27 protein-coding genes are annotated in these 23,588 nt (G+C 74.6%); 17 read left to right on the forward strand and 10 right to left on the reverse strand.

From position 1 onward, the window contains the following. Positions 1-177: 177 nt before the first annotated feature. The 3 genes from ACFWDO_RS00005 to ACFWDO_RS00015 are packed head-to-tail and all read right to left on the reverse strand — an operon-like array spanning position 178 to position 2,029. Positions 178-834, reverse strand: coding sequence for a carbonic anhydrase (locus ACFWDO_RS00005; protein WP_380317320.1), 657 nt, complete (start codon positions 832-834; stop codon positions 178-180). Continuing rightward, positions 831-1,766 carry a carbohydrate kinase gene (locus ACFWDO_RS00010; protein ID WP_380317323.1) on the reverse strand — a complete coding sequence of 312 codons (936 nt, stop codon included), beginning with the start codon at positions 1,764-1,766 and terminating at the stop codon, positions 831-833. The genes ACFWDO_RS00005 and ACFWDO_RS00010 overlap by 4 nt, the downstream gene beginning before the upstream one ends. Further along, positions 1,763-2,029 carry an exodeoxyribonuclease VII small subunit gene (locus ACFWDO_RS00015; protein WP_380317326.1) on the reverse strand — a complete coding sequence of 89 codons (267 nt, stop codon included), beginning with the start codon at positions 2,027-2,029 and terminating at the stop codon, positions 1,763-1,765. The genes ACFWDO_RS00010 and ACFWDO_RS00015 overlap by 4 nt, the downstream gene beginning before the upstream one ends. Before the next feature lie 114 nt (positions 2,030-2,143). On the opposite strand from ACFWDO_RS00015, the gene ACFWDO_RS00020 reads away from it, so the two are divergent. Then, the gene (locus tag ACFWDO_RS00020) at positions 2,144-3,763 is read left to right on the forward strand and encodes an ATP-binding cassette domain-containing protein (RefSeq protein WP_380317329.1); all 1,620 of its coding nucleotides are present in this window, start codon (positions 2,144-2,146) and stop codon (positions 3,761-3,763) included. A gap of 3 nt (positions 3,764-3,766) precedes the next feature. On the opposite strand, the gene ACFWDO_RS00025 is transcribed toward ACFWDO_RS00020, so the two are convergent. Next, positions 3,767-4,399 carry a TetR/AcrR family transcriptional regulator gene (locus tag ACFWDO_RS00025; protein ID WP_380317332.1) on the reverse strand — a complete coding sequence of 211 codons (633 nt, stop codon included), beginning with the start codon at positions 4,397-4,399 and terminating at the stop codon, positions 3,767-3,769. 94 nt (positions 4,400-4,493) lie between these two features. Here ACFWDO_RS00025 and ACFWDO_RS00030 point away from each other — a divergent pair, with 94 nt between their 5' ends. Continuing rightward, complete coding sequence (locus ACFWDO_RS00030; RefSeq protein WP_380317335.1) at positions 4,494-5,708, forward strand: FAD-dependent monooxygenase; 1,215 nt, start codon at positions 4,494-4,496, stop codon at positions 5,706-5,708. Here ACFWDO_RS00030 and ACFWDO_RS00035 read toward each other — a convergent pair. Further along, positions 5,692-6,843 (reverse strand): epoxide hydrolase family protein, encoded by a 1,152-nt coding sequence (locus ACFWDO_RS00035; protein ID WP_380317338.1) that lies wholly within the window; start codon positions 6,841-6,843, stop codon positions 5,692-5,694. The two genes, ACFWDO_RS00030 and ACFWDO_RS00035, sit on opposite strands and share 17 nt — an antisense overlap. Before the next feature lie 61 nt (positions 6,844-6,904). On the opposite strand from ACFWDO_RS00035, the gene ACFWDO_RS00040 reads away from it, so the two are divergent. Further along, entirely contained in the window at positions 6,905-7,867 is a 963-nt protein-coding gene (locus ACFWDO_RS00040; RefSeq protein ID WP_380317341.1) for a helix-turn-helix transcriptional regulator, read from the forward strand. On the opposite strand, the gene xseA is transcribed toward ACFWDO_RS00040, so the two are convergent. Continuing rightward, complete coding sequence (xseA, locus tag ACFWDO_RS00045; RefSeq protein WP_380317344.1) at positions 7,833-9,137, reverse strand: exodeoxyribonuclease VII large subunit; 1,305 nt, start codon at positions 9,135-9,137, stop codon at positions 7,833-7,835. The genes ACFWDO_RS00040 and xseA overlap by 35 nt on opposite strands. A gap of 83 nt (positions 9,138-9,220) precedes the next feature. Here xseA and ACFWDO_RS00050 point away from each other — a divergent pair, with 83 nt between their 5' ends. Beyond that, entirely contained in the window at positions 9,221-10,264 is a 1,044-nt protein-coding gene (locus ACFWDO_RS00050) for a 4-hydroxy-3-methylbut-2-enyl diphosphate reductase (protein ID WP_380317346.1), read from the forward strand. A gap of 7 nt (positions 10,265-10,271) precedes the next feature. Here the strand turns inward: ACFWDO_RS00050 and rmuC are convergent, their stop codons facing one another. Continuing rightward, entirely contained in the window at positions 10,272-11,870 is a 1,599-nt protein-coding gene (rmuC, locus tag ACFWDO_RS00055) for a DNA recombination protein RmuC (protein ID WP_380317349.1), read from the reverse strand. Between the two features lie 68 nt (positions 11,871-11,938). On the opposite strand from rmuC, the gene ACFWDO_RS00060 reads away from it, so the two are divergent. The 7 genes from ACFWDO_RS00060 (at position 11,939) to ACFWDO_RS00090 (ending at position 18,462) form a co-directional block, all read left to right on the forward strand. Next, positions 11,939-12,760, forward strand: coding sequence for an ABC transporter ATP-binding protein (locus ACFWDO_RS00060; RefSeq protein ID WP_380317352.1), 822 nt, complete (start codon positions 11,939-11,941; stop codon positions 12,758-12,760). After that, positions 12,730-14,328: a hypothetical protein gene (locus ACFWDO_RS00065; protein WP_380317354.1), complete on the forward strand. Its 1,599-nt coding sequence runs from the start codon at positions 12,730-12,732 to the stop codon at positions 14,326-14,328. Before ACFWDO_RS00060 ends, ACFWDO_RS00065 begins: the two co-directional genes overlap by 31 nt. Positions 14,329-14,397: 69 nt before the next feature. Beyond that, a complete protein-coding gene (locus tag ACFWDO_RS00070; RefSeq protein WP_380317357.1) occupies positions 14,398-15,447 on the forward strand; it encodes a GNAT family N-acetyltransferase in 1,050 nt (349 codons plus the stop codon). 29 nt (positions 15,448-15,476) lie between these two features. Further along, positions 15,477-16,268, forward strand: coding sequence for a DinB family protein (locus ACFWDO_RS00075; protein WP_380317360.1), 792 nt, complete (start codon positions 15,477-15,479; stop codon positions 16,266-16,268). 24 nt (positions 16,269-16,292) lie between these two features. Then, positions 16,293-17,378: a redox-regulated ATPase YchF gene (ychF, locus tag ACFWDO_RS00080; RefSeq protein ID WP_380317363.1), complete on the forward strand. Its 1,086-nt coding sequence runs from the start codon at positions 16,293-16,295 to the stop codon at positions 17,376-17,378. A 21-nt stretch (positions 17,379-17,399) separates the two neighbouring features. Beyond that, entirely contained in the window at positions 17,400-17,981 is a 582-nt protein-coding gene (locus ACFWDO_RS00085) for a zeta toxin family protein (protein ID WP_380317366.1), read from the forward strand. 55 nt (positions 17,982-18,036) lie between these two features. Then, the gene (locus ACFWDO_RS00090; RefSeq protein WP_380317369.1) at positions 18,037-18,462 is read left to right on the forward strand and encodes a hypothetical protein; all 426 of its coding nucleotides are present in this window, start codon (positions 18,037-18,039) and stop codon (positions 18,460-18,462) included. 12 nt (positions 18,463-18,474) lie between these two features. Here ACFWDO_RS00090 and ACFWDO_RS00095 read toward each other — a convergent pair whose 3' ends face one another. Further along, a complete protein-coding gene (locus ACFWDO_RS00095) occupies positions 18,475-18,816 on the reverse strand; it encodes a YciI family protein (RefSeq protein WP_380317371.1) in 342 nt (113 codons plus the stop codon). 91 nt (positions 18,817-18,907) lie between these two features. Between ACFWDO_RS00095 and ACFWDO_RS00100 the strand changes: the two genes are divergently transcribed. After that, entirely contained in the window at positions 18,908-19,471 is a 564-nt protein-coding gene (locus tag ACFWDO_RS00100) for a GNAT family N-acetyltransferase (RefSeq protein WP_380317374.1), read from the forward strand. A 6-nt stretch (positions 19,472-19,477) separates the two neighbouring features. Here the strand turns inward: ACFWDO_RS00100 and ACFWDO_RS00105 are convergent, their stop codons facing one another. Beyond that, positions 19,478-19,948, reverse strand: a complete 471-nt coding sequence (locus tag ACFWDO_RS00105) for a hypothetical protein (protein WP_380317377.1) — start codon at positions 19,946-19,948, stop codon at positions 19,478-19,480. Between the two features lie 124 nt (positions 19,949-20,072). Here ACFWDO_RS00105 and ACFWDO_RS00110 point away from each other — a divergent pair, with 124 nt between their 5' ends. Continuing rightward, positions 20,073-20,972, forward strand: a complete 900-nt coding sequence (locus ACFWDO_RS00110; RefSeq protein ID WP_380317380.1) for a hypothetical protein — start codon at positions 20,073-20,075, stop codon at positions 20,970-20,972. Positions 20,973-21,009: 37 nt separating this feature from the next. Further along, a complete protein-coding gene (locus ACFWDO_RS00115) occupies positions 21,010-21,456 on the forward strand; it encodes an acetyltransferase (RefSeq protein WP_380317382.1) in 447 nt (148 codons plus the stop codon). A 9-nt stretch (positions 21,457-21,465) separates the two neighbouring features. Here the strand turns inward: ACFWDO_RS00115 and ACFWDO_RS00120 are convergent, their stop codons facing one another. Then, entirely contained in the window at positions 21,466-22,050 is a 585-nt protein-coding gene (locus ACFWDO_RS00120; RefSeq protein WP_380317385.1) for an ArsR/SmtB family transcription factor, read from the reverse strand. Positions 22,051-22,106: 56 nt separating this feature from the next. Between ACFWDO_RS00120 and ACFWDO_RS00125 the strand changes: the two genes are divergently transcribed. Genes ACFWDO_RS00125 through ACFWDO_RS00135 form a run of 3 tightly spaced genes read left to right on the forward strand, consistent with a single transcriptional unit; the run spans position 22,107 to position 23,585 of the window. Beyond that, on the forward strand, positions 22,107-22,694 hold the full coding sequence (locus ACFWDO_RS00125) for a dienelactone hydrolase family protein (RefSeq protein WP_380317388.1): 588 nt from the start codon (positions 22,107-22,109) through the stop codon (positions 22,692-22,694). Positions 22,695-22,701: 7 nt separating this feature from the next. Further along, positions 22,702-23,115 carry a GNAT family N-acetyltransferase gene (locus ACFWDO_RS00130; RefSeq protein WP_380317391.1) on the forward strand — a complete coding sequence of 138 codons (414 nt, stop codon included), beginning with the start codon at positions 22,702-22,704 and terminating at the stop codon, positions 23,113-23,115. Positions 23,116-23,165: 50 nt separating this feature from the next. Further along, positions 23,166-23,585 carry an oxidoreductase gene (locus ACFWDO_RS00135; RefSeq protein ID WP_380317394.1) on the forward strand — a complete coding sequence of 140 codons (420 nt, stop codon included), beginning with the start codon at positions 23,166-23,168 and terminating at the stop codon, positions 23,583-23,585. The last annotated feature ends 3 nt before the right edge of the window (positions 23,586-23,588 follow it).

Here is a 23,588-nt window from a genome sequence, read left to right on the forward strand (position 1 = left end):
GGGGGGGGGGGCTCGGGGGGGCCCGCGGCGGGCGGGGCGCGGGGGGCCCCCCCAACGCCGCGGTCGTGGGGTTCCCGGGGGTAGCCGCCCCCACCGGCCCCCTCGGCCCCTGGCGGGGCCTCCCCCCCCCCGCACGGGACTGAGGATCCCGTTCCGGGAGGCCGTGGTCAGGATCGGTCAGCCGACCGGCTGCTCGCCGACCTCGCCGTCGACCGCCACGAGGCGGGCGCTGCCGTCGTCCAGGTCGTAGACCACGCCGACGACTGCGAGCCGGCCCGCGTCGACGGCCGCGGCGATCGCGGCCGAGTAGCCCCGCAGCAGGGCCACGGTGTGCTTGACGTGCTCCGTGCGGAGCACGTCGACGTCGATCGGGCCGTCGATGCCCTGGCGGCTCGTGAGCTCGGCGACGGACGGGATGACCTTGTCCACGACGGCGCGCACGAAGCCGGGAGGCTGCTCGCCCGTGCTGAGCGTGTGGGCCGTCGCCGCGACCGCGCCGCACGAGTCGTGCCCGAGCACCACGACGAGCGGCGTGTGCAGCACCTCGGTGCCGTACTCGATGGAGCCGAGCACCGTGGTGTCCACGACGTGCCCCGCCGTGCGCACCACGAAGACGTCGCCCAGGCCCTGGTCGAAGATGATCTCCGCGGCGACCCGCGAGTCCGAGCAGCCGAAGATCACGGTGTGCGGGTGCTGGGTGGTGCGCAGCTCGTGCCGGCGGACGGCGTCCTGGTCCGGGTGGTCCGGCTCGTCGCGGACGAAGCGGCCGTTGCCTGCGCGCAGCCGCTCCCAGGCCTCGGTGGGCGTGAGGGTCGCGTCGGGCGTGCTGCTCATGCGTGCTCCTTCGTGGTGGGGTCCAGCTCCCGGGCCCAGGGCGGGTTGGCGCCGGCACGCGAGACGGTCACGGCGGCGACGGCGGCGCACCGGGCCAGCAGCCGCTCGGTGTCGGCGACGGGGATCGTGCGCAGCGCGTCGCGCCGGGAGGCGCCGAGCAGGTCGGTGGACCACAGGCCGTCGAGGAGGGCTCCCATGAAGGAGTCTCCCGCGCCGACGGTGTCGACCACGTCGACCCGCGGGGCAGTGACCGCGACCTCGCCGGCCGCCGTGACCGCCGTCGCGCCCTCGCCGCCGAACGTCACCACGACGAGCGCCGGCCCCGTCGCCTGCCACGCGCGGGCGACCTCCAGCGGGTCGGAGCCGGGCGCGAGCCACGCGAGGTCCTCGTCGCTCACCTTGACGACGTCGGACAGCGCCACGAGCTCCTCGACCCGGGGGCGCACCGCGGCGGCGTCGCCCATGAGCGCGGGGCGGGCGTTGGGGTCGTAGCTGACCGTCGCGACGCGGCGCGCGTCCTCGAGCACCCGGCGCACGGCCGCGTCGCCGGGGGCGAGCATCGCCGCGATGGAGCCCGTGTGCACCGCGAGCGTCTCGTCGGTCGCTCCCGCGCCCGCGGGCACCTGCCACTCGAGGTCGAACTCGTAGGTGGCGGCGCCCGTCGCGTCGAGGGTCGCCTGCGCGACGCTCGTGCGGTCCGCGCCGTCGCTGCCCGGCGCCAGCGCCACGCGGGACTCGGCGAGCCACGCCCGCACGTCGTCGCCGCGGGCGTCGCGGCCGAGCCACGTCGCGAGCCGCACGTCGCGGCCCAGCCGGCCCAGGGTCAGGGCGACGTTCGCCAGGCTGCCGCCGGGGTGCTCCTCGCTCGTCCCGTCGGGGCGGTGCACCACGTCCACCAGGGCCTCGCCGACGGCGAGCACGTGCGCGCTCACGCGTCGCCCTCCTCGGTCTCGGCGGCGGTCCCGGGCTGGGGCTCGGCGTCCGCCCGGGCTGCCGCGAGGCGCTCGCGCGCGCCGTCGAGCCACTCCTGGCAGCGGGCGGCGAGGGCCTCGCCGCGCTCCCACAGGGCGAGGGACGCCTCGAGCGGCTCGCTGCCGGCCTCGAGCCGGGCGACGACCTGGACCAGCTCGTCGCGGGCCTGCTCGTAGCTCAACAAGGAGATCTCTGTCGGGGCGTCGGGGTTCGCGTCGGTCACGGGGGACAGTCAACAACATGGCGCCGACGCCATGACAGCGCCGTCCACCCGGCGGTCGGGGGCACGGCCGGAAATGCCTTGCGAGCGCGGGGGTGGTCGGGCAGCGTGCCCGCCATGGTTCATCTGGAGGTGGCGCACGTGGAGCACGTGCTGCCCGACGGTCGCACGCTGCTCGACGACGTCTCGTTCCGCGTCCCCGAGGGCAGCGCGACCGCTCTCGTCGGGCCCAACGGCTCGGGCAAGACCACCCTCCTGCGCCTGCTGTCGGGCGAGCTGACCCCGCAGGCGGGCTCCGTCACCGTCGCGGGCGGCCTCGGCGTCATGCCGCAGTTCGTCGGCTCCGTGCGCGACGCCAGCACGGTGCGCGACCTGCTCGTCGCGGTCGCCCCGCCGCGCATCCGCGACGCCGCACGCGCCGTCGACGCCGCCGAGCTGGCCATCATGGAGGTCGACGACGAGCCCGCCCAGCTCGCCTACGCGCAGGCGCTCGCCGACTGGGCCGAGGCGCGCGGGTACGAGGCCGAGACGCACTGGGACGTCTGCACCGTCGCGGCTCTCGGCATCCCGTACGAGCAGGCGCGCTGGCGAGAGGTGCGCACCCTGTCGGGCGGCGAGCAGAAGCGCCTGGTCCTGGAGTCGTTGCTGCGCGGCACCGACGAGGTGCTGCTGCTCGACGAGCCGGACAACTACCTCGACGTCCCGGGCAAGCGGTGGCTCGAGGACCAGCTGCGCGCCACCCGCAAGACGGTCCTGTTCGTCTCCCACGACCGCGAGCTGCTGGCCACGGCGGCCGACCGGATCGTGTCGATCGAGCCCGCGCCGTCGGGCGCGGACGCGTGGGTGCACGGCGGGTCGTTCGCGACGTTCCACGAGGCCCGGCGCGAGCGCTTCGCCCGCTTCGAGGAACTGCGGCGGCGGTGGGGCGAGAAGCACGAGCAGCTGAAGAAGCTGGTGCGCGAGCTGCAGCGCGCCGCGACGATGAGCGACGTCATGGCGGCCCGGTACAAGGCCGCCCAGACCCGCCTGCGCAAGTTCGAGGAGGTCGGTCCGCCGCCCGAGCCGCCGCGCGAGCAGGACATCCGCATGCGCCTGCGCGGCGGCCGCACCGGCGTGCGCGCGGTGACGTGCGAGCAGCTCGGCCTCACGGGGCTCATGCAGCCGTTCGACCTCGAGGTCTTCTACGGTGAGCGGGTCGCGGTCCTCGGGTCCAACGGCTCGGGCAAGTCGCACTTCCTGCGCCTGCTGGGCGGCGACGACGTCGCGCACACCGGCGAGTGGCGGCTGGGCGCGCGCGTCGTGCCGGGCGTCTTCGCGCAGACGCACGCGCAGCCGGAGCTGTTCGGCCGCACCCTCACGCAGGTGCTGTGGGAGGACCACGCGCGTGACCGCGGCGCCGCGATGTCCGTGCTGCGCCGCTACGAGCTGACCGTCGCCGCCGACCGCGCGTTCGACCGGCTCTCGGGCGGGCAGCAGGCGCGGTTCCAGATCCTGCTGCTCGAGCTCGCCGGCTGCACCGCGCTGCTGCTCGACGAGCCCACCGACAACCTCGACCTCGCCAGCGCCGAGGCGCTGCAGGAGGGGCTGGAGGCGTTCGAGGGCACCGTGCTCGCCGTCACGCACGACCGCTGGTTCGCGCGCGGCTTCGACCGCTTCCTCGTGTTCGGCGCCGACGGCACCGTGCGCGAGACGCTCGAGCCCGTCTGGGACGAGGGGCGCGTCGTCCGGGCGCGCTGACCCTCAGCCGCGGCGCGCCGCGGGCGTCGTCGTCCGGGACCGGCGGCCGGCGACGACGTCGAGCACGTTGTCGACGAGCCGCTCGGCGTCGTCCCCGGTCGCGGCGGTGATCCCGAGGGTGGAACCGAGGTGGGCCGGCGCGACGAGCAGCAGGACCAGGTCGAGCGGGTCGAGCTCGGCGGTGCCGCTCGCGTCCAGCAGCTGCTGGAAGAGGTCGAGCCGCGGCTGCAGCAGCTCCGCGGTGCGCTCGGGGCTCGTCCGCGCGTCGCGCGACGCGCGGACCAGCGCGTCGACGAAGGCGAGGCCGCCCGGGCGGTCGAACGCGTCGAGCAGGCCGCGCGTGTACGCGAGCAGGTCGGCGCGCAGGTCGCCGGTGGCACGGACCGGCGACGCGGCGTTGACGTCGGCCACCGCGACGTCGAGCACGAGCGCGTCCCGGGTGCGCCAGCGCCGGTAGATCGTCGCCGCGTGCACCCCGGAGCGGGCCGCGACCTCGGAGATCTCGGGCGCCTCGCCGCCCTGCTCTGCCATGAGCTCGCGCACCGCCCGGTGCACCGCCTCCCGGGTCCGGGCCGTGCGGCCGCCGGGGCGCACGGTCCCCGTCGACTGGAAGCCGGGGTCGGTCGCGTCGGTCATGACGACACCTTAACGCAACAAGCGTTGCGTCAGTGGCTCGAGCGCGCTACGTTGCAAACGCAACTTGGATCGCATCAACAGCGGAGGTGGCGGGATGTCCAGAGTGCTGGTGGTCGGAGCGGGGATCGCCGGGGACGCGCTCGCAGTGCTGCTCGACAGGGCCGGATGGCAGGTGACCGTGGTGGAGATCGCTCCCGACCTGCGGTCCGGCGGGCAGACCGTCGACCTGCGCGGGGACAGCCGGGACGTGCTGGACCGGCTCGGGCTCCTCGACGTGGCGCTCGGGGCCACGGTTGAGCAGCGGGGACTCGCGTGGATCGACGAGCGGGGCCGGCGGCGCGCCGAGATGCCCGTCGAGGCCTTCGGCGGGGCGGGCTTCGTCTCGGCCGAGGAGCTGCTGCGCTCCGACCTGGCCCGGCTGCTGCACGACGCCACCGGGCCGCGCACCCGCCACCGGTTCGCCGACACCGTGACCGGTCTGACGCCGACCGACCGGGGCGTACGGGTCCAGTTCCGCCGGCACGCACCGGAGGACTACGACCTCGTCGTCGGGGCGGACGGCGCGCACTCGACGGTCCGGCGTCTCGTCCTCGGGCCGGAGGAGTCGTTCCGGCACCCGCTCGGGCTCGCGCACGCCTGGTTCACGCTGCGGGAGACGCCGGACACCCCGCCCGTCGACGGCTGGTTCCTCATGCTCAACCTGCCCGGATCCAGGGTGGTCGAGGCGCGGCCGGGCCACGCCGGACGGCAGGAGGTCGGCTTCACCTTCCCGGCCACCACGCTGCCGCCTCGTGGGGACGCCGAGGCGCGGTTCGCCCTGCTCGAGCACACCTTCGCGGGGGAGGGCTGGCGCACGGCGGAGCTCCTCGCGGCGGCGCGCACGGCCGACGACTTCGCGCTCGACACGTACGACCAGATCCACGTCGACACGTGGTCGAGGGGGCGCGTCGTCCTGCTGGGCGACAGCGCGTGGTGCGCCAGCCCCCTGAGCGGGCTCGGCACGGCGCTCGCGCTCCGGGGCGCGGCCACGCTCGCCGACGCGCTCGGGGACGAGGCGCCGCCGGACGTGGCCGGGGTGCTCGCCGGGTACGAGGCCGCGATGCGCCCCGTGGTCGAGCGCGCGCAGGCCATGTATCCGGGGAGGGTCCGGTCGTTCGCACCGCGCACGCGGCTCGGCATCGCGACCATGACCGGCGTCATGCGGCTGATCCAACGTGGCCCGGTCGAGAGGTTCCTCACCCGACGCGTCGGGGAGTACGGGCGGGCGCCCGAGGCGGCGCCCGCCCCGTCCGTCACGACCGGCCGCTGAAGAAGGCGCGCAGGTCGGCCGCCAGCAGCTCGGGCTCCTCCATCGCCGGGAAGTGGCCGCCCTCGGGGTGCTCCACCCACTGGTCGATCGCGCCCCAGGCGTTGAACACCTTCGCCATCAGCGGGTGCGTGTCGAACACCGACCACGCGGACGGCACCTCGGCGGCGGAGAGCCAGTCCAGGCCCGAGTGCGACGCCTCGTAGTAGAACTGGGCGCTGGACGCGCCGCTGCGGGTGAACCAGTACAGCGACACGTTGGTCAGGAGCTGGTCGCGGTCGACGGACTCGTCCGGCGTGCGGCGGGAGGGGTTCGTCCAGGTCTGGAACTTCTCGGCGATCCACGCGAGCTGCCCGACCGGCGAGTCGGTGAGAGCCGGCCCGATCGTGTCCGGGCGGTGGTTCTGCATCTCGAAGTAGCCGTGCTCGGCGGCGTCGGCCGCGCGCACCGCCTCGATCTGCGCGACCTCGTCGGCGGTGAGCCCCTCGGGCATCGGGTACTGGTCGCCCACCATGCCGAGCGACCGGCCGTCGCTGCCGACGTGGGTGCCGATCACCCGCTGCGGGTACAGCGCGGCCAGGCGCCCGGTGGTGCCGGCGCCGATGTCGGTGCCGTGCACCGCGAACCGGTCGTAGCCGAGCCGCGTCATGATCTCGGCGTACGCCTCGGTGGTCCGCGCCACCTCCCAGCCGGTGCCGGACAGCGGCGTCGAGAACCCGAACCCGGGCAGCGACGGCACGACGACGTGGAACGCGTCGGTGAGCAGCGGGATCAGCCGCTGGTATTCGACGAACGACCCCGGCCACCCGTGGCAGAGCAGCAGCGGGATCGCGTCCGGGTTCGCGGAGCGGGCGTGGACGACGTGGAAGGTCTGGCCGTCGACGACGGTCGTGAACTGGTCGTGGGCGTTGAGCGCGGCCTCCTGGGCGCGCCAGTCGAACCCGTCGCGCCAGTGGTCGGCGAGCTCGCGCAGGTACGGCAGGGGGATGCCGCGGCTGAAGTTCGTGCGGTCGTCGCGGCCGGGCACGGGCAGGGGCCAGCGCGTGCGCGCCAGCCGGTCGCGCAGGTCGTCGAGATCGGCCTGCGGCACGTCGATGCGGAAGGGGACGAGGGCGGTGTCTGCGCGGTTCGTGGTCATGGCTCCACGCTCCCAGGGAACGCGGAAGACTTGCTTCCGCGATCGGTGAGAAACTCCGTGGATGCTCGAGACGTCGGCCCGCCTGCTCCACCTCCTTTCCCTGCTGCAGCTGCGGCGGGACTGGACCAGCGGCGAGCTCGCCGACCGGCTCGGGGTCAGCACCCGGACGGTGCGGACCGACGTCGGCAAGCTCCGGTCGCTCGGCTACCCGGTCGAGGCGCGCCCCGGGGTCGCCGGCGGGTACCGCCTGGCCGCCGGGACGGCGATGCCGCCCCTGGTGCTCGACGACGACGAGGCGGTCGCTGTCGCCGTGGGGCTCGGCGTCGCGGCGAGCGCGGGCGCGGACGGCGGGGAGACGTACCTCACCGCGCTGGCGAAGCTCGAGCAGGTGATGCCCTCGCGGCTGCGGCGTCGCGTCGAGGCCGTCCGCGAGGCCACCAGCGTGGTTCCGGGGACGGACCCGTCCCCGGACCTCGAGGTGCTCGGCGCGGTGGCCGCCGCGATCCGGGCGCACGAGCGGCTCCGCTTCGGCTACACCGCGCACGGCGGCGCCGAGACGGCCCGCCACACCGAGCCGCACCGTGTGGTGCGCTGGGGGTCGCGCTGGTACCTGCTGGCCTGGGACCTCGACCGGGAGGACTGGCGGGTCTTCCGGGTGGACCGGATCGCCCCGCGCCCGCCCACCGGCGCGCGGTTCCGGCCGAGGGTCGTCCCCGAGGACGCCGTCCAGCGGTACGTCGTGGCCCGGGTGGGGCGGGCGACGTGGCGCCACCGCGCACGGATCCTCGTCCACGCGCCCGCCGACGAGGTGGTCGCGAGGATCGGCTCGCCCCTCGAGGTCGAGGTGCTCGGGCCGCGGACGTGCCGCGTCGAGGTGGGCAGCGACGACCCCGATCAGCTCGCGCTCTGGGTCACCCAGCTCGGGATGGACGTCGAGGTGCTCGAGGGAGCCGAGCTCCGGGCGGCGTTCGGCCGGCTGGCGGAACGGTTCACGCGGGCGGCGCAGGTGCCGCCGTCGCCGTGACCTCGGCGTCGAGCGCACCCTCGGCGACGCGCACGTGCACGGCGTCGCCGGTCGCGACCTCGCCGGCCGCGCGGACCACGTGCCCGTCGGCGCGCTGCACGACGGCGTAGCCGCGCTCGAGCGTGGCCTGCGGCGAGAGCGCCCGGACCTGGGCCGCGAGCCGACCGACCTCCCCGGAGGCGCGCAGCAGCGCGGCGTCCAGGCAGTGACGGGCGTGCCGCACCTGCTGGGCGAGCTCGCGCTCGCGGGCGTCGAGGGTCGTCTGCGGCCGGGCGAGCACGGGGCGCGACCGCAGCGCGTCCAGGCCGTGCTGCTCGCGCTCGACCCGCCCCGCCGTCGCGGCGCGCATTCGGCGTCGCGCCTGGTCGAGGCGCAGCCGCTCCTCGGCGACGTCGGGGACCACGCGCTTGGCGGCGTCGGTCGGGGTGGACGCGCGGTGGTCGGCCACCAGGTCGAGCAGGGGGGCGTCCGTCTCGTGGCCGATGGCGCTGACCAGCGGCGTCGTGCAGGCCGCGGCAGCGCGCACCAGGGCCTCGTTGCTGAACGGCAGGAGGTCCTCGACGGAGCCCCCGCCTCGTGCCACGACGATCACCTCGACCTCGGGGCGGGCGTCCAGGTCGGCGAGGGCGGCGCTCACCTCGCGCACGGCGTCCACGCCCTGCACGGCGACCTCGCGGATCTCGAACCGCACCTGGGGCCAGCGGGCCCGCGCGTTGACGACGACGTCGTGCTCGGCCTTCGACTCCCGCCCGCACACCAGGCCGACGACGGCCGGCAGGAACGGCAGGGGCCGCTTGCGGTCGAGGTCGAACAGGCCCTCGGCGGCGAGCACCCGGCGCAGCTGGTCGATGCGGGCGAGCAGCTCGCCGACGCCCACCTGCCGCACGGCGGTGGCGCGCATCGACATCCGCCCCGTCTTGACCCAGAACTCCGGCTTGGCCTGCACCACCACGTGGTCGCCCACCTCGGGCTTGTGGTGCAGGCCGTCGAAGACGCGCGTCAGCATGTGCACCGGCAGGGACGCCTCGGCGTCCGTGTCGCGCAGCGTGACGAACTGCATCCCCGCCCGGGGCCGGTAGGTGTGCTCCACGACCTGGCCCTCGACCCAGACGAGCGACATCTTCGCGACGTAGTCCCGGATCTTCGCGGACAGCAGCCGCACCGGCCACGGGCGCTCCGCCGTCGTCTCGCGGGCGAGCTCGGGCAGGGGCTGGGGCTGGGCTTCCGGCTGGGCTTCCGGTGAGGACACGTCCGACACGGCGTCCAGCATGCCCCACGCCCCCGACGAGTTCGTCAGGCGCTCGTCCAGCGCCCGTCACAGGACGTCCACACGGGCCCACCTAGACTGGCCGCGTGACTGCGACAGCCCCGGCTCCGACCAGCCCGACCACCACCAAGCGCGTGCTCCTGGCCGCGCCGCGCGGCTACTGCGCGGGCGTGGACCGAGCCGTGGTGGCGGTCGAGAAGGCGCTCGAGACGTACGGCGCGCCCGTGTACGTGCGCAAGGAGATCGTGCACAACAAGCACGTCGTGGAGACGCTGCGCGACCGCGGCGCGATCTTCGTCAACGAGACGGACGAGGTGCCCGAGGGCGCCCGCCTCGTGTTCTCGGCGCACGGCGTCTCGCCGGCGGTGCGCGAGTCCGCCGCGGCGCGCAGCCTGGAGACCATCGACGCCACGTGCCCGCTGGTGACCAAGGTGCACAAGGAGGCCGTCCGCTTCGCGAAGGACGACTACGACATCCTCCTCATCGGCCACACGGGGCACGAGGAGGTCGAGGGTACGGCGGGCGAGGCGCCTGACCACGTCCAGGTCGTCAACTCCCCGGACGAGGTGGACCAGGTGGAGGTCCGCGACCCGCACAAAGTCGTCTGGATCTCGCAGACCACGCTGTCCGTCGACGAGACCATGGAGACCGTGCGCCGCCTGCGCGACCGGTTCCCCGAGATGCAGGACCCGCCCAGCGACGACATCTGCTACGCCACGCAGAACCGCCAGGTCGCGGTGAAGAAGCTGGCGCCGGAGTGCGACGTCGTCGTCGTCGTCGGCTCCGCGAACTCGTCCAACTCGGTGCGCCTCGTCGAGGTGGCGCTCCAGGCCGGCGCCCGGGCGTCGTACCGCGTGGACCGCGCGACCGAGATCGAGGACGCCTGGCTCGAGGGCGCCACGACCGTGGGCGTCACCTCGGGCGCGTCGGTGCCGGAGATCCTCGTGCAGGACGTCATCGCGCACCTCGACAGCCACGGCTTCGGCGAGGTCGAGGAGGTGCGCACCGCGACGGAGGACCTGATGTTCTCCCTGCCGCGCGAGCTGGCGCGAGGCCTCAAGGCCGCGGGCCAGGAGGAGAAGCGGCCCCGCCGCGGTGCGCGCACCGCGCTGCCGGTCGAGCCCGCCTGACGCCGGCTCAGCCGGCGGCGGACTCGCCCCTGTCGTCCGGCTCGGCGGCGCGCTCCAGGTCGCGCTGCGCGGCGTCGACGAGGGACTCGACCGAGTCGTCCCGCCCGCCCTCGACGCCGAGGATGCCGAGGTCGACGACCAGCCCCTCCTCGATGGCGAGCAGCTCCGGCTTCGTGACCGCGCGCGTGGTGTCCTCGACCGCCTTCAGCGGCTCGAGGGCCTGGCCGGCGTCGACCACCTTGAGCTCGACCATGCGGCGTGCCTGCGGCAGCACGCGGGTCTCGAGGGAGCCGACGAACGCGTTGTAGTGCTTGGTCGCGGCCGTCATCGACTGCCCGAGCTTGGTGATGCTCTTGGTCATCGTGACGATGCGGGCGTACAGCTCCTTGCCCGTCTGCAGCACCTTCTGGGCGTCCTCGGCGATGGCGTCCTGCTGCCACGCGTACGCCACGGTGCGCAGCATCGCCACGAGCGTCATCGGCGTCGCGACGAGCACCCGCTTGCGGATGGCGGTCTCGAGGAGGTCGGGCCGGCGCTCGACGGCGGCGGCCAGGATCGGCTCCGCCGGGACGAACATCACGACGAACTCGGGCGCCGCGTCGAACTGCGACCAGTAGGCCTTGTCCGCGAGGACGTCCACGTGCTTGGCGAGGTCCTTGGCGTGGGCGTCGAGCTCCTTGTCGCCGTCGGCGGAGCTCTCCGCCTGCTGGGCGCGCAGGTACGCGCTGAGCGGCACCTTCGCGTCGACCACGATCGTCTTGCCGCCCGCCAGGCTCACGACCAGGTCGGGGATGAGGGTCTCGCCCTCGGCCGTGGTGCGGTGCACCTGGGCCTCGAAGTCGACGTGGTCCATCATCCCGGCGGCCTCGACGACCCGCTTGAGCTGCAGCTCGCCCCACACGCCGCGGGTCTGGTTGGAGCGCAGCGCCGAGACGAGGTCGCTGGTGCCGACGCGCAGCTGGGAGTTGACGGTCTCGAGGTGCCGCAGCTGCTCGGTGAGCGCCGTGTGGCCCTTGATCCGGTCCTGCTCGGCGCTGTCGACGCGGGCGTTGACCTTGTCGAGGGTCTTGCTCATCGGGTCGAGCAGGGCGCGGATGGCCTGCTCGCGCTGGGCGAGCGTCTCGTCGTTCTTCTGGGTGCTGCGCTGCAGGCGCTCGTCCGCGAGGTCGAGGAACTGCTTCTGGTTGGCGGCCAGCGCGTCGTTGGCCAGCGCGCGGAACCGCTGCGCGGCCGCCTCCTGGTCGCCCTTCGCCTCCGCGAGCTGCCGCTCGAGGTCCTCGCGCACCTGCACGAGCAGGCGGTCGGCCTGCTCGCGGGCCTCCACGACGCGCCGGTCCGCCTCGTCACGGGCCCGGTCCAGGTCGCGGTCGGCCAGCTCACGCTGCTCCGCGAGGCGGCGCGCGGTCTCGTCGCCCGCCTGCGCCAGGCGGCTGCGCAGCTCGGCGGCGTCGCGGCGCAGGGTCTCGAGCTCGCCGTGCTGCGCCACCCGCTGCATCTCCTGCGACCGGCCCGCCTTGGCCGCGCGGTTCGCGTGCCCCATCCATCCCAGCAGCGCACCCAGCACGAGGGCGGCGGCGATCAGGAGCAGGGCGAGGGACGTCGTCATGGGCGACACGGTGTCACGGGGCACCGACAGGACCGAGCTCCCACGCGACGGAGCACTACGGTTGACCCGTGAGCGACCAGACCGGGCCGCCGCCCGCCGCCCCTGTCCCTGTCCCGCCCGACCTCGATGCCGCCCTCAGCCTGCGCGGGCTGTGGAAGCGGTTCGGCCAGAAGGTCGCCGTCGCGGGCGTCGACCTCGACGTGCCCACCGGATCGTTCTTCGGGCTCGTCGGCCCCAACGGCGCCGGCAAGACGACGTCCCTGTCCATGGCCACCGGCCTGCTGCGCCCCGACTTCGGCGCCGTGCACGTGCACGGCACGGACCTGTGGGCGCGCCCGGACGAGGCCAAGTCCCAGCTCGGCGTGCTGCCCGACGGGGTGCGCCTGTTCGACCGCCTCACCGGTGCGCAGCTGCTCACCTACGCGGGCCTGCTGCGCGGGCTCGACCGGGACACGGTCGCCGAGCGCACCGAGGACCTGCTCCAGGCGATGGACCTGACCGGGGACCGCGACACGTTCGTCGTCGACTACTCCGCCGGCATGACCAAGAAGATCGGCCTCGCCTCCGCGATGATCCACGCCCCGCGCGTGCTCGTCCTCGACGAGCCGTTCGAGGCCGTCGACCCGGTGAGCGCGGCGAACATCCGCGACATCCTGCGCGCGTACGTCAGCGACGGCGGCACGGTCGTGGTCTCGAGCCACGTCATGGACCTGGTGCAGCGGATGTGCTCGCACGTGGCGATCATCGCCGGCGGGCACGTGCTCGCGGCCGGGACCGTCGCCGAGGTGCGGGGCGAGCAGAGCCTCGAGGACCGCTTCGTGGACCTCGTGGGCGGCCGTCGGGAGTCGGAGGGACTGGCGTGGTTGCGCAGCTCGTCCGCCTCAAGCTGACCCTGCTGGCCAACACGTTCCGCCGGAGCGTGTGGCAGACGATCGGGCTCGTCGTCGGGTCCCTCTACGGCCTCCTGGTGCTGACCCTGGTGCTGGTCGCCGCCGTCGCGGGCGGCACCGCCGACCCCGCGCTCACCGGCCGGGTGATCACCGTGGCGGGGGCGCTGGTCGTCCTGGCGTGGTGGCTCGTGCCGGTCTTCGCGTTCGGCGTGGACGCCACCCTCGACCCGCGGCGCTTCGTGACGTTCGCGATCCCGCGGCGCACGCTGCTGGCCGGCCTCGCGCTCGCCGGGCTGGTGTCGATCCCCGCCGCGGTGACGACGCTCGGCGCGCTCGGCGTCTCGTTCGCGTGGTGGCGCGACCCCGCGGCCCTGGTGGCCGCCCTCGTCGGCGGCGTGCTGGCGACCGCGCTGTGCGTGGTCGGCTCGCGCGCGACGACGACGGCCCTGGCGCCGCTGCTGGACTCGCGCCGCTACCGCGAGGTGCTGATGGTCGTGGCGGTCGTCCCGATCCTGCTGATCGGCCCCGCGTTCGGGTGGGTGGCGAACGGCGTCGAGGTCACCGTCGACGGGTCCGGGTCGGGCGCGGTGGACGCCGTCCTGACCCCCCTGGCACAGGTGGTGGGCTGGACGCCGCTCGGCGCCCCGTGGGCCCTGCCGTCCGCGGTGCACGACGGCGCGTGGGGCCTGTTCGCAGCGCGCCTGCTCATCTCGGTCGGCACGCTCGCGCTCGCGTGGGTGGTGTGGGACCGGTCGCTCGCGCGCGAGCTCGTGACGCCGCGGGGCGGGGGAGCGGCCTCGGCCGCGAAGGGCCTCGGCTGGTTCGGCCGGCTGCCCGCGACGCCCACCGGGGCCGTCGCCGCCCGGGCTGCGACGTACTGGCTGCGCGACCCCCGGTACGCGGCGTCCGTCGCGATGGTGCCGCTGCTGCCGCTCGTGCTGCTGGCCGTCGGGGTCACGAACGGCGGCGGGGGCGGCCTGTTGCTCGTCATGGCACCCCTGGCGGCGTGGCTGCTCGGCTTCGGCATCTCGAACGACATCGGCTACGACAACACGGCGTTCGCCCTGCACGTCGCGACCGGGACGAAGGGCCGCGCCGACCGGTGGGGTCGGGTGCTGCCGGTGCTCGTCGCGGGCCTGCCGCTGTGCCTGGCGTTCGCCGTCATCGGCTGCGCCGTGGCCGGCCGGTGGGACGCCCTGCCCGCGATGCTCGGGCTCACCTGCGGGGTCCTGGGAGCCTCGCTCGGGATCTCGAGCGCGGTGTCGGCGCGCATGGTCTACCCCGTGCCGAAGCCGGGCGAGAGCCCGTTCAAGTCACCGCAGGGCGCGACGATGGCGACCATGGTCGCCCAGATGGCGGCGATGCTCGTCGTGCTCGCCGTGAGCGTCCCGACGCTCGCGCTGACGCTGCCCGCCGTGCTGATGCCGCAGGCCGCGCTCGGGTGGGGTGCGCTCGGCGTCGGGCTGGTCACGGGCGTCGTCGTCCTGCTGGTCGGCGTGCGCCTGGGGGCCCGCACCTACGACCGTCGGCTGCCCGAGCTGCTGCAGCAGGTCATGGCCTTCGGGTGACGAACCGTCCACCCGCCCGGGCGATTCCTGGGCGGGTGGTCATGGGCTCCCCAAGCGGGCTTTGCGACAATGGAGCACGTGACGTCCCTGAACCCCGAGCACCTGCCCCTGCCCGCGCGCTGGACGGCGTCGGCCCCCGAGCTCGGCGACCTGCCACGCCTGGGCGAGCTCCGCGGGGTGGTCGCGGCGCCCTTCACGGGCTCGTCGGTCGTGAACCAGGACGCCCTCGCCGCCGAGGTGGCGGGCCCGATGTCGTGGACGCGCCGCCAGGTGGTGGTGCGCGACCCGGCCGGCGAGATCCGGGCCTGGGCGACGGCGCACGACCGCGCCGCGGGCCGCGTCGTCGTGACCGTGGACGTCGACCGCGCCGCCGCCGGGGCCGACGAGCTCGCCGCGGGCGCCTACGGCTGGGCGGCGCGGCAGGGCCGTGAGCTCGCAGCCCTGCGCGGGCTGGGCCGCACGCAGCTCGACGCGGGCGCGTTCGCCGGGGACGACACGCAGCGGCGCTGGCTCGCGGCGGCCGGGTACGCGCAGGCGCGCTCGTGGCTGCAGATGTCGCGTCCGGTGCTGCCGGAGGAGGCGCTGCGCGGCGTCCTGCCCGACCCGAGGCCCGGCGTCACGGTGCGGCAGGTCGCGACCCACGAGGACGGCCTGCCCGTGGCCGACGACCTCCAGACCGTGCACCGCGTGCTCGAGGGCGCGTTCGAGGACCACTTCAACTCCTACCGCGAGAGCTTCGGCGAGTTCCTGGTGCGGCTGCGCGCGGACCCCGGGCACCGCTGGGACCACTGGTGGCTGGCGTTCGTCGACGACCCCGAGCGCCCGGGCGCCGCGCCCGAGCCGATGGGCGCCCTCGTCGGGGCCGCCCTGCCCTCGGGCGCGTCGGGCAAGGAGGGCAGCTACGTCGAGTACCTCGGCGCGGACCGCCGGGCCCGCGGCCGCGGGGTCGCGACAGCCCTGCTGTTCGCGGTCATCCGCGACGCCGCGGCGCGCGGGCGCGACCGGGTGGGCCTCGAGGTCGACGCCGACAGCCCGACCGGCGCCGCGTCGCTGTACGAGAGCTGGGGCTGGCGCACCCGGTACGTGACGGAGTCCTGGCACCAGGACGTCGACGCCTGAGTGTCCGTGCCCCGACCTACGGTCGTCGCATGACGACGTTCGGGCCGGACGACGAGCTGCAGGGCGCGCGGTTCGTCGAGGCCGACATGACGGGCGCCACGTTCCGACTCGTCCGGCTCGACGGCGTGCGGTTCGACCAGAGCTTCCTGCCCGGCGCGGTGATGCGGGGCGTCGACCTCACGGGCGCCGACATCGACGGCGAGATCACGGGGTTGCGCGTCAACGGCGTGGACGTCGTGCCGCTGATCGAGGCCGAGCTGAACCGCCGGTACCCGGGCCGCGAGCAGGCCAGGTCCGCGGACCTCGCCGAACAGCGGGCGTCGCTCGATGCCGCGCTCCGGCGCTGGGACGAGCACCTGGTCCGTGCCGCCAACCTCGGGCCACGGGCGGTCGACACGTCGGTCGACGGCGAGTGGTCGACGGCGCAGACGCTGCGGCACCTGGTGTTCGCCGTGGACGGCTGGATCCGGTACGGGCTGCGGGGGATCGACGACCCGTTCTGGTACGCCGGGCTGCCGTTCACCGAGTACGAGCCGGAGGTGGCGGCCCTGGGCGTGGACCTGGAGGCGACGCCCTCGTGGGAGGAGATCCTCGCCGTGCACGCCGACCGCATCGGGCAGGTGCACGCCCTGTACGACGAGCTCGCGGGCACCGACGTCACGGCCGACGCCCCGCGGCTGCCGCCCTGGGCGCCGGAGGGGCTCACCCGCGCGGTGCACGAGAGCCTCGGCGTCGTCGCGCGCGAGCACTGGGAGCACCTGCAGTTCGTCGAGCGCGACCTGGCGACGCTGGAGGAGCGCGCCGGCGGGCAGCGGTCGTAGGCCCGCCACGTAGACTCTCCCGACGTGGCACTCACCATCGGCATCGTCGGCCTGCCCAACGTCGGCAAGTCCACGCTCTTCAACGCTCTGACCCGCAACCAGGTGCTCGCCGCGAACTACCCGTTCGCGACGATCGAGCCCAACGTCGGCGTGGTCCCGCTGCCCGACCCGCGGCTCGACACCCTCGCCGGGATCTTCGGCAGCGAGCGCACCCTGCCCGCCACGGTGTCGTTCGTCGACATCGCGGGCATCGTCAAGGGCGCGTCGGAGGGCGAGGGCCTGGGCAACAAGTTCCTCGCGAACATCCGTGAGGCCGACGCGATCTGCCAGGTCACCCGCGTGTTCGACGACGGCGACGTCGTCCGCGTCGAGGGCTCGGTCGACGCCGAGGGCGACATCGAGACCATCTCCACGGAGCTGATCCTCGCCGACCTCCAGACGCTGGAGAAGGCGCTGCCGCGCATGGAGAAGGAGGTCAAGATCAAGCGGGGCGACGCCGCGCTGTTCGCGGCCGCCACCACCGCGCAGAAGATCCTCGAGTCGGGCACCACGCTCTTCCAGGGCGCGAAGGCCGAGGGCCTGGACCTCGCCGACGTCGCGTCGCTGCAGCTGCTCACGGCGAAGCCGTTCATCTACGTGTTCAACACCGACGAGGCCGGCCTCGCGGACCAGGGCATGCAGCAGCGTCTGCGCGACCTCGTCGCCCCCGCCGACGCCGTCTTCCTCGACGCGAAGTTCGAGTCCGAGCTCGTCGAGCTCGAGCCCGAGGACGCCGCGGAGATGCTGGCCGACTCCGGCCAGGAGGAGGCGGGGCTCGACCAGCTCGCCCGCGTCGGCTTCCACACGCTCGGCCTGCAGACGTACCTCACCGCCGGCCCCAAGGAGTCCCGCGCCTGGACGATCCGCAAGGGATGGACGGCCCCGCAGGCCGCCGGCGTCATCCACACCGACTTCGAGCGCGGCTTCATCAAGGCCGAGGTCATCTCGTTCGACGACCTGGTGGAGGCCGGCTCCGTGCAGGCCGCCCGCTCCGCCGGCAAGGCGCGCGTCGAGGGCAAGGACTACGTCATGCAGGACGGCGACGTCGTGGAGTTCCGCTTCAACGTCTAGATCGCGAGGGAACCACGGACCGTGAGGAGCTCCGCACCCCGTCAGGGTGAGGACGGGCGCGAGGAGCGGGCGACGACGGGTAGCGAGCACTCCCGCCTGATCATCGTCCGCGGGAACTCCGGCAGCGGGAAGACCCGGCTGGCACAGGCGATCCGTGCGGCGCGGCCGCGCGGCGTGGCGATCGTCGGGCACGACGTGCTGCGGCGGGAGATCCTGCACGTCCGTGACCATCCGGGCGCGCTGAGCGTGCCCTACATCGACCTGTCCGCACGGTTCGCGCTCGACCACGGCCTCGACGTGGTGGTCGAGGGCATCCTGCACTCCGAGAGCTACGGCGAGATGCTCGCGCGGCTGCGGGACGACCACGTCGGCGTGACCCGCTGCTACTACTACGACCTCCCCCTGGACGAGACGCTGCGGCGGCATCGGACCAAGCCGCTGGCGGCCGAGGTGTCGGAGGCCGACGTCGCCTCCTGGTACCGCAGCGAGGACCGGGTCCCCGCCCTGGACGAGTCGGTGTTCGACGCCACGGTCAGCGCCGCCGCCGCCCTGGAGCGGGTCCTCGCCGACGCCGGGTGGACCACCTCTCACCCGCGAGGGTGAGCGGATGCCCCGTGCGGAGGATCCCTGCGCGCGCCGACCCGGCCAGCCTGGACGCATGGATACGACGACCGACACGCGCCCCCTCGCCCCGACCGTCCCGTTCTCCCGCACCCGCCGGGTCGCCGGCGGTGTCGGCGCGCTCGCCCTGGTCGGGCTGGGCATCGCCCACACCGTCACGAACGCCGCCGGCTTCGCCGCCGACCCGGAGGGCTCCTGGCCGCTGTTCCTGATCTTCGGGGCGGGGCTCAGCGTCCTGCTGTGGGCGCTCGCCGTGGTCGCCTGGCGCTACTCGCGGCGGGGTGCCGGGCCGGTGGCGCGCGTCGTCGTGCTCGTCGCCGGAGTCCTCTGCTGCGCGCTGGCCGCCAACGTCCTGCGGGTGCACCCCGAGCTCGTGCTCTCGCCCGCCGGCCCCGGTCCGTGGTCCCTGGTGGCCGGGCCGGCGCTCCTGGTCGCGGCCGCACTGCCGCGGCGACGGGGATAGCTCGGAGCGCGCTCAGACGACCCGGCGGACCTCCTGCGGCCAGCCGCACGCCTCGGCCACCTTGCCGGCCCACGTCGTCGCGGCGTCGTCGTCGGGGACGTCGATGATGGTCAGGCCGCCGACCCGCTGCTGCGTCGGGGCGAACGGCCCGGCGGTGATCACGGGCGCGCCGCCGGTCGCGTCGGCGGAAAAGGCGCTGGCGTCGTCCTCGTCCACGCCGCCGGCGAACACGAGGACGCCGGCGTCCCGCATGTCGTCGACGACGGCGTTCGCGAGCGGCCCGCGCCCGGCGAACCACTCGGGGGTGTGGTCGCCCACCCACTGCTGGTTGAAGTAGATGATGTAGTGGCTCACCGTCGCTCGTCCCGTCGCCGTCGTCGGATGGTTCCCGCGCAGCACGCTACTCCCGGGAATCACGTTGCGCCGCGGTGCGACGATGCCTGGCATGACCCTCCCGACCCCGGTCCTTCCGACCGAGCGACTGACGCTGCGCCCGTTCGCGGTGGCCGACGGCGACGACCTGTTCGCGCTGCAGAGCGACGCGTTCGTGCTGCGCTACTGGGACTCGCCGCCGTGGCGCGACCGGTCGCGGGTCGACAGCTTCCTCGACCGGTGCCGGCGGATGGAGAAGGAGGGCAGCGGCGCGCGGGTGGCCGTCGAGCGCGCCACCGACGGGGCGTTCGTCGGCTGGTGCACCTTCCACGACTGGGACCCGGGGTTCCGGAGCGCCTCCCTGGGCTACTGCTTCACCCAGGCCTCGTGGGGCCACGGCTACGCGACGGAGGCGGCCCGCGCGCTGCTCGGATGGGCCTACGACACCCTCGACCTCAACCGGGTCCAGGCCGAGGCCGACACGCGCAACGCGGCGTCGGGCCGGGTGCTCGAGAAGCTCGGCTTCGTCCTCGAGGGCACCCTGCGCGAGGACTGCGTCGTGGACGGCGTCGTGTCCGACTCGTGGGTGTACGGCCTGCTGCGACGTGACTGGGCGGGCTCCCGGGGGCACGCCTGAGCCGCATCAACCCCCGCAGACCTCGTCCACCGCGAAGACGGCCGTCCCGTCGCTCGTCCACAGCGGGGTGACCTCCGGGTACGCGTCGTCCCAGGCGGCATCGAACGGGATCCTCCCGCCGTCCTCCGCGTCCTGGAAGAACTGGAGTGCGACGTCGTCGGTCAGGAAGACCGACGAGCAGACGGCGTCGACCACCGTGCGCAGGGTGTCCGCGTCCACCGCCGGGCCGGGCTGGAACACGTCCACGGACATCTGCTGGGCGAAGCCGTTCTTGTGCGACCCCACGTCCACGGTGTCGGCGTCGGGCAGCGCCGCGTCCACCGCGGCGGCGACGGCGTCCTCGGGCGGCGCGTCGCCCCTCTTGCCGGAGATCTCGTCGGCCGGCGCGTTGCAGCCGGAGAGCAGGAACGCCCCGCCCGCGACCAGGGCCAGCGTCGCGGTGCGTCGTCGGGAGCGCGACGTCGTGGGAGTGGTCAAGTCCGTTCGTCCTTCGTGGAGGGTGCCGGACGGTCCGGCGGGGGAGATGCTGCTCTCGGCATACCATCATCCCCTCCCCACGGCGACGTGGTGGAGCCACGCCCCGACGACCCGATGAGGCCCCGTGACCGACCCCGACCGCGCCGCCGAGCGCGCGATCGACTTCCGCCCCCTGACGGAGCCCGTCGACCAGCGGCTCGTCCCGGCGTACGACGCGGAGCTGCACCGACGGGCCGGCCTCCGCGCGCCGTCCGGCGGGTCGGGCGCCGGGTGCTTCGTCGCCATCGCGCTCCCGATCGGGCTGCTGTTCGCGGGTGCGTTCTGGATGGGCTACGCGTCGCGCCCGACCGAGTGGGGGTGGGCGCTGGTGGCCGGCCTCATCCTGGTCGGCACCTTCGTGCTGTGCGTGCGGGCGATCGTCGTCGGGGCGCAGAACGCGGCCCAGATGCCGTCGCGCCGGTACCGCGTGGCGCGGTTCGCCGAGGCGAACGGGCTGACCTTCGAGCTGGTGGAGCAGGGGCCCGAGCCCGCGGGGCTCCTCCTCGGCAAGGGGAGCGACGGGCGGCTCGAGCGCGTCCTGCGGTGGCCGGACGACGGGATCGAGGCGGGCACCTACCACTACGTGACGCGGAGCGTGAAGTCGACGACGCCGTGGTCCTACGACTACGCGCGCATCCGCGGCCTCGGGTCCGCGCCGGAGCTGTTCGTCGACGTGCGGTCGACCGGGTCGCGCCGGCGGCTCTACCGCCCCATGCACTCCTACGGGGCCCGGACCGGGCTCGACGCGCCGGGGGGCGCCCACTTCACGATGTGGACCCTGCCCCGGAGCACCGCACGGGCCCGGCGCTTCGTCGACGACGAGCTGCTCGAGCTGCTCGCCCTGCGGGACGTGAACCTGGAGCTCGCCGGCGACGACGCCTTCGTCTACCTCCGCCTCGACACGATGGTCCCGATGACGGACCCCGACCTGTGGCGCTGGCTCCTGGACCTCGCCGCCGTGCTCCGCGAGCGCGCCCGCGCCTGAGACCATCGCTGACGAGACGACCGATGCGGAAGACCCCATGAACGAGGTGACCGTCCGTCCCTGCGCCGGGCCGGAGGAGTATCCCCGCCTGGTCGCGATCTGGCGGTCCGCCGTCGACGCGACGCACGACTTCCTGGCGGACGACGACCGCGCGCGGATCGAGGAGCTGCTCCCGACCGCGTACCTCCCGCACGTGCGGCTGTTCGTCGCCGAGCGGGCCGGCCGCGTGGTCGGCTTCGCGGGCGTGTCCGGGGCGTCGCTGGAGATGCTGTTCGTCGACGCGGCGGACCGGGGGAGCGGCGTGGGGAGCGCGCTCCTGGCGCACGTGGTCGACGAGTGCGGCGTGACGACCGTCGACGTGAACGAGCAGAACACGCAGGCCGTCGGCTTCTACGCGCGGGCCGGGTTCACGGTGACGGGCCGGAGCCCGGTGGACGACGAGGGTCGGCCGTACCCGCTGCTGCACCTCGCGCTGACGCGATAGCCGGCTCGCTCAGCGGTCGTCGCCGGGCGGCGGCAACTGCGGGTAGTCCGCGACCGGGTAGACGCCGACGGCGAACCCGTGCACCTGGTCGCCGCGGCGCGGGAGGGTGTCGAACTCCTCGACCAGCGCCGCCATGCGGTGCCAGAACTCCTCCTTCTGCGCCTCGTCGATCCGGGCGTGCCGCAGGAATCCCCACAGCTGCCCCTCGAGGTACGCGGGCCGGGACTCGCGGGCGGCGACCTCGAGGTCGTTGAAGTCCAGCGGCCGGACGCCGCCGTCCTCGCCGTCGCCCGGCTCCTCGAGGGAGACGTGGAACAGCCGCGCCGTCCGGCCGTAGAACGCCTCGTCGATCGCACGGACCCGGCGGGTGCGGACCACGGTCAGCAGGCCCGCGTCGGTGAGGACCTTGACGTGGTGGGCGACGGTGCTCTTGGGCCGGCCCACGGCGGAGGCGAGCTCGGTGACGCTCGCGGCCCGCTCGTGGAGCAGGCCGAGGATCGTGGTGCGCAGCGGATGGGCGAGCGCGCGGACCTGGTCGGGCCGGGTCAGCGCCCGCCTGTCCTCGAGGTCGTAGTCGGGGGTCTTGCCGTCCATGGCTGCCGATACTAACGTTCTAGAACGTTCGAACAATCTGGATCGTTGGAGGAGTCATGGCCGAGATCGTCCTGTTCCACCATTCCCAGGGGCTCACCGCGGGGGTGCTGGCGTTCGCCGACGTCCTCGCCGCGCAGGGGCACACCCTTCACGTCCCCGACCTCTTCGACGGCCGCACGTTCGACGACGTGGAGAGCGGCGTCGCCCATGCGCAGGAGATCGGGTTCGACACCGTGCTCGACCGGGGCGCGGCCGCCGTCGAGGGGCTCCCCGACGCGCTGGTGTACGCGGGCTTCTCCATGGGCGTGATGCCCGCGCAGCGGCTCGCGCAGACCCGCCCGGGCGCGGTGGGCGCCCTCTTCCTCGACGGCTGCCTGCCCGTCGCGGAGTTCGGCTCGTGGCCCGACGGCGTCCCGGTGCAGGTCCACGGCGGGTCCGACGACGCGTGGTTCGCCGAGGACCTGGAGGCGGCCCGCGAGCTGGCCGCCTCCGTGGGCGAAGCCGAGCTGTTCCTCTACCCCGGCACGGCGCACCTGTTCGCCGACTCCTCGCTGCGGGGCCACGACCCGCAGGCCGCCGCCCTCCTGCTCGAGCGCGCGCTGCCCTTCCTCGCCGCACTCACCCGGGGGGCTGATCCGGCATGATGCGCGGGTGATCATCCGCCGCGGCGAGCGCGCCGACGTCCCCGCCGTCCTCGAGCTCTGGGCGGTGGCCGGGGAGAACGCGTCCCGGCCGGCCGACGACGCCACCCTGGTCGAGAACCTCCTGCGCCGGGACCCGGACAGCCTCCTCGTCGCCGAACAGGACGGCGCGATGGTCGGCACCGTGATCGCCGGCTGGGACGGCTGGCGTGCGCACCTCTACCGCCTGGCGGTGGCCCGCGAGGCGCGCGGGCAGGGCGTCGGCCGCGGCCTCGTGGAGGCCGCCGAGGACCGGCTCCGCGCGCTCGGCGCCATCCGGTTCGACGCGATGGTGCTGTCCGCGAACGACCTCGGGGCGCGCGCCTGGTCCGCCCTCGGATACCGGCCCCAGGACGACTGGACGCGGTGGGTCAAGCCCGCCTGAGCCGTGCTCCCGCGCGCGGCGGCGAGGACGGGGCGCCGATACTGGACGGCATGAGCCTGTACGAGGACGTCGGGGGCTTCGACGTGCTGCTGGCGGTGTGCCGGCGGTGGAACGCGCTGTGCCTGGCGGACCCGGCCGCGGCGCACCCGTTCTCTCACGGCACGCTGCACCCGCAGCACGACGAGCGGCTCGCCGCCTACCTCGCCGAGGCGACGGGCGGGCCGGCGCTGTACACCGGCGGCTACGGGGACGAGGCGAAGGTGCAGCGCATGCACGCGGGCAACGGCGAGCACCCGGAGCTCGACGAGGTGTGCGTCCGGCTCTTCCGGCGCGCGCTCGACGACGCGGGCGTCCCGCCCGCTGCGGCCCGGCGGGTCGGTGACTACTTCGAGCGCTCGACGGTCGCGATGCGCGCCTACGCCGGCGGTCGCGACGGGGTGCCGTCGGGGCTCCCGCTCCCGCGGGCGTGAGGG

Origin of the sequence: Isoptericola sp. NPDC060185, assembly GCF_042728595.1 — a bacterium.
Lineage (GTDB): Bacteria > Actinomycetota > Actinomycetes > Actinomycetales > Cellulomonadaceae > Isoptericola.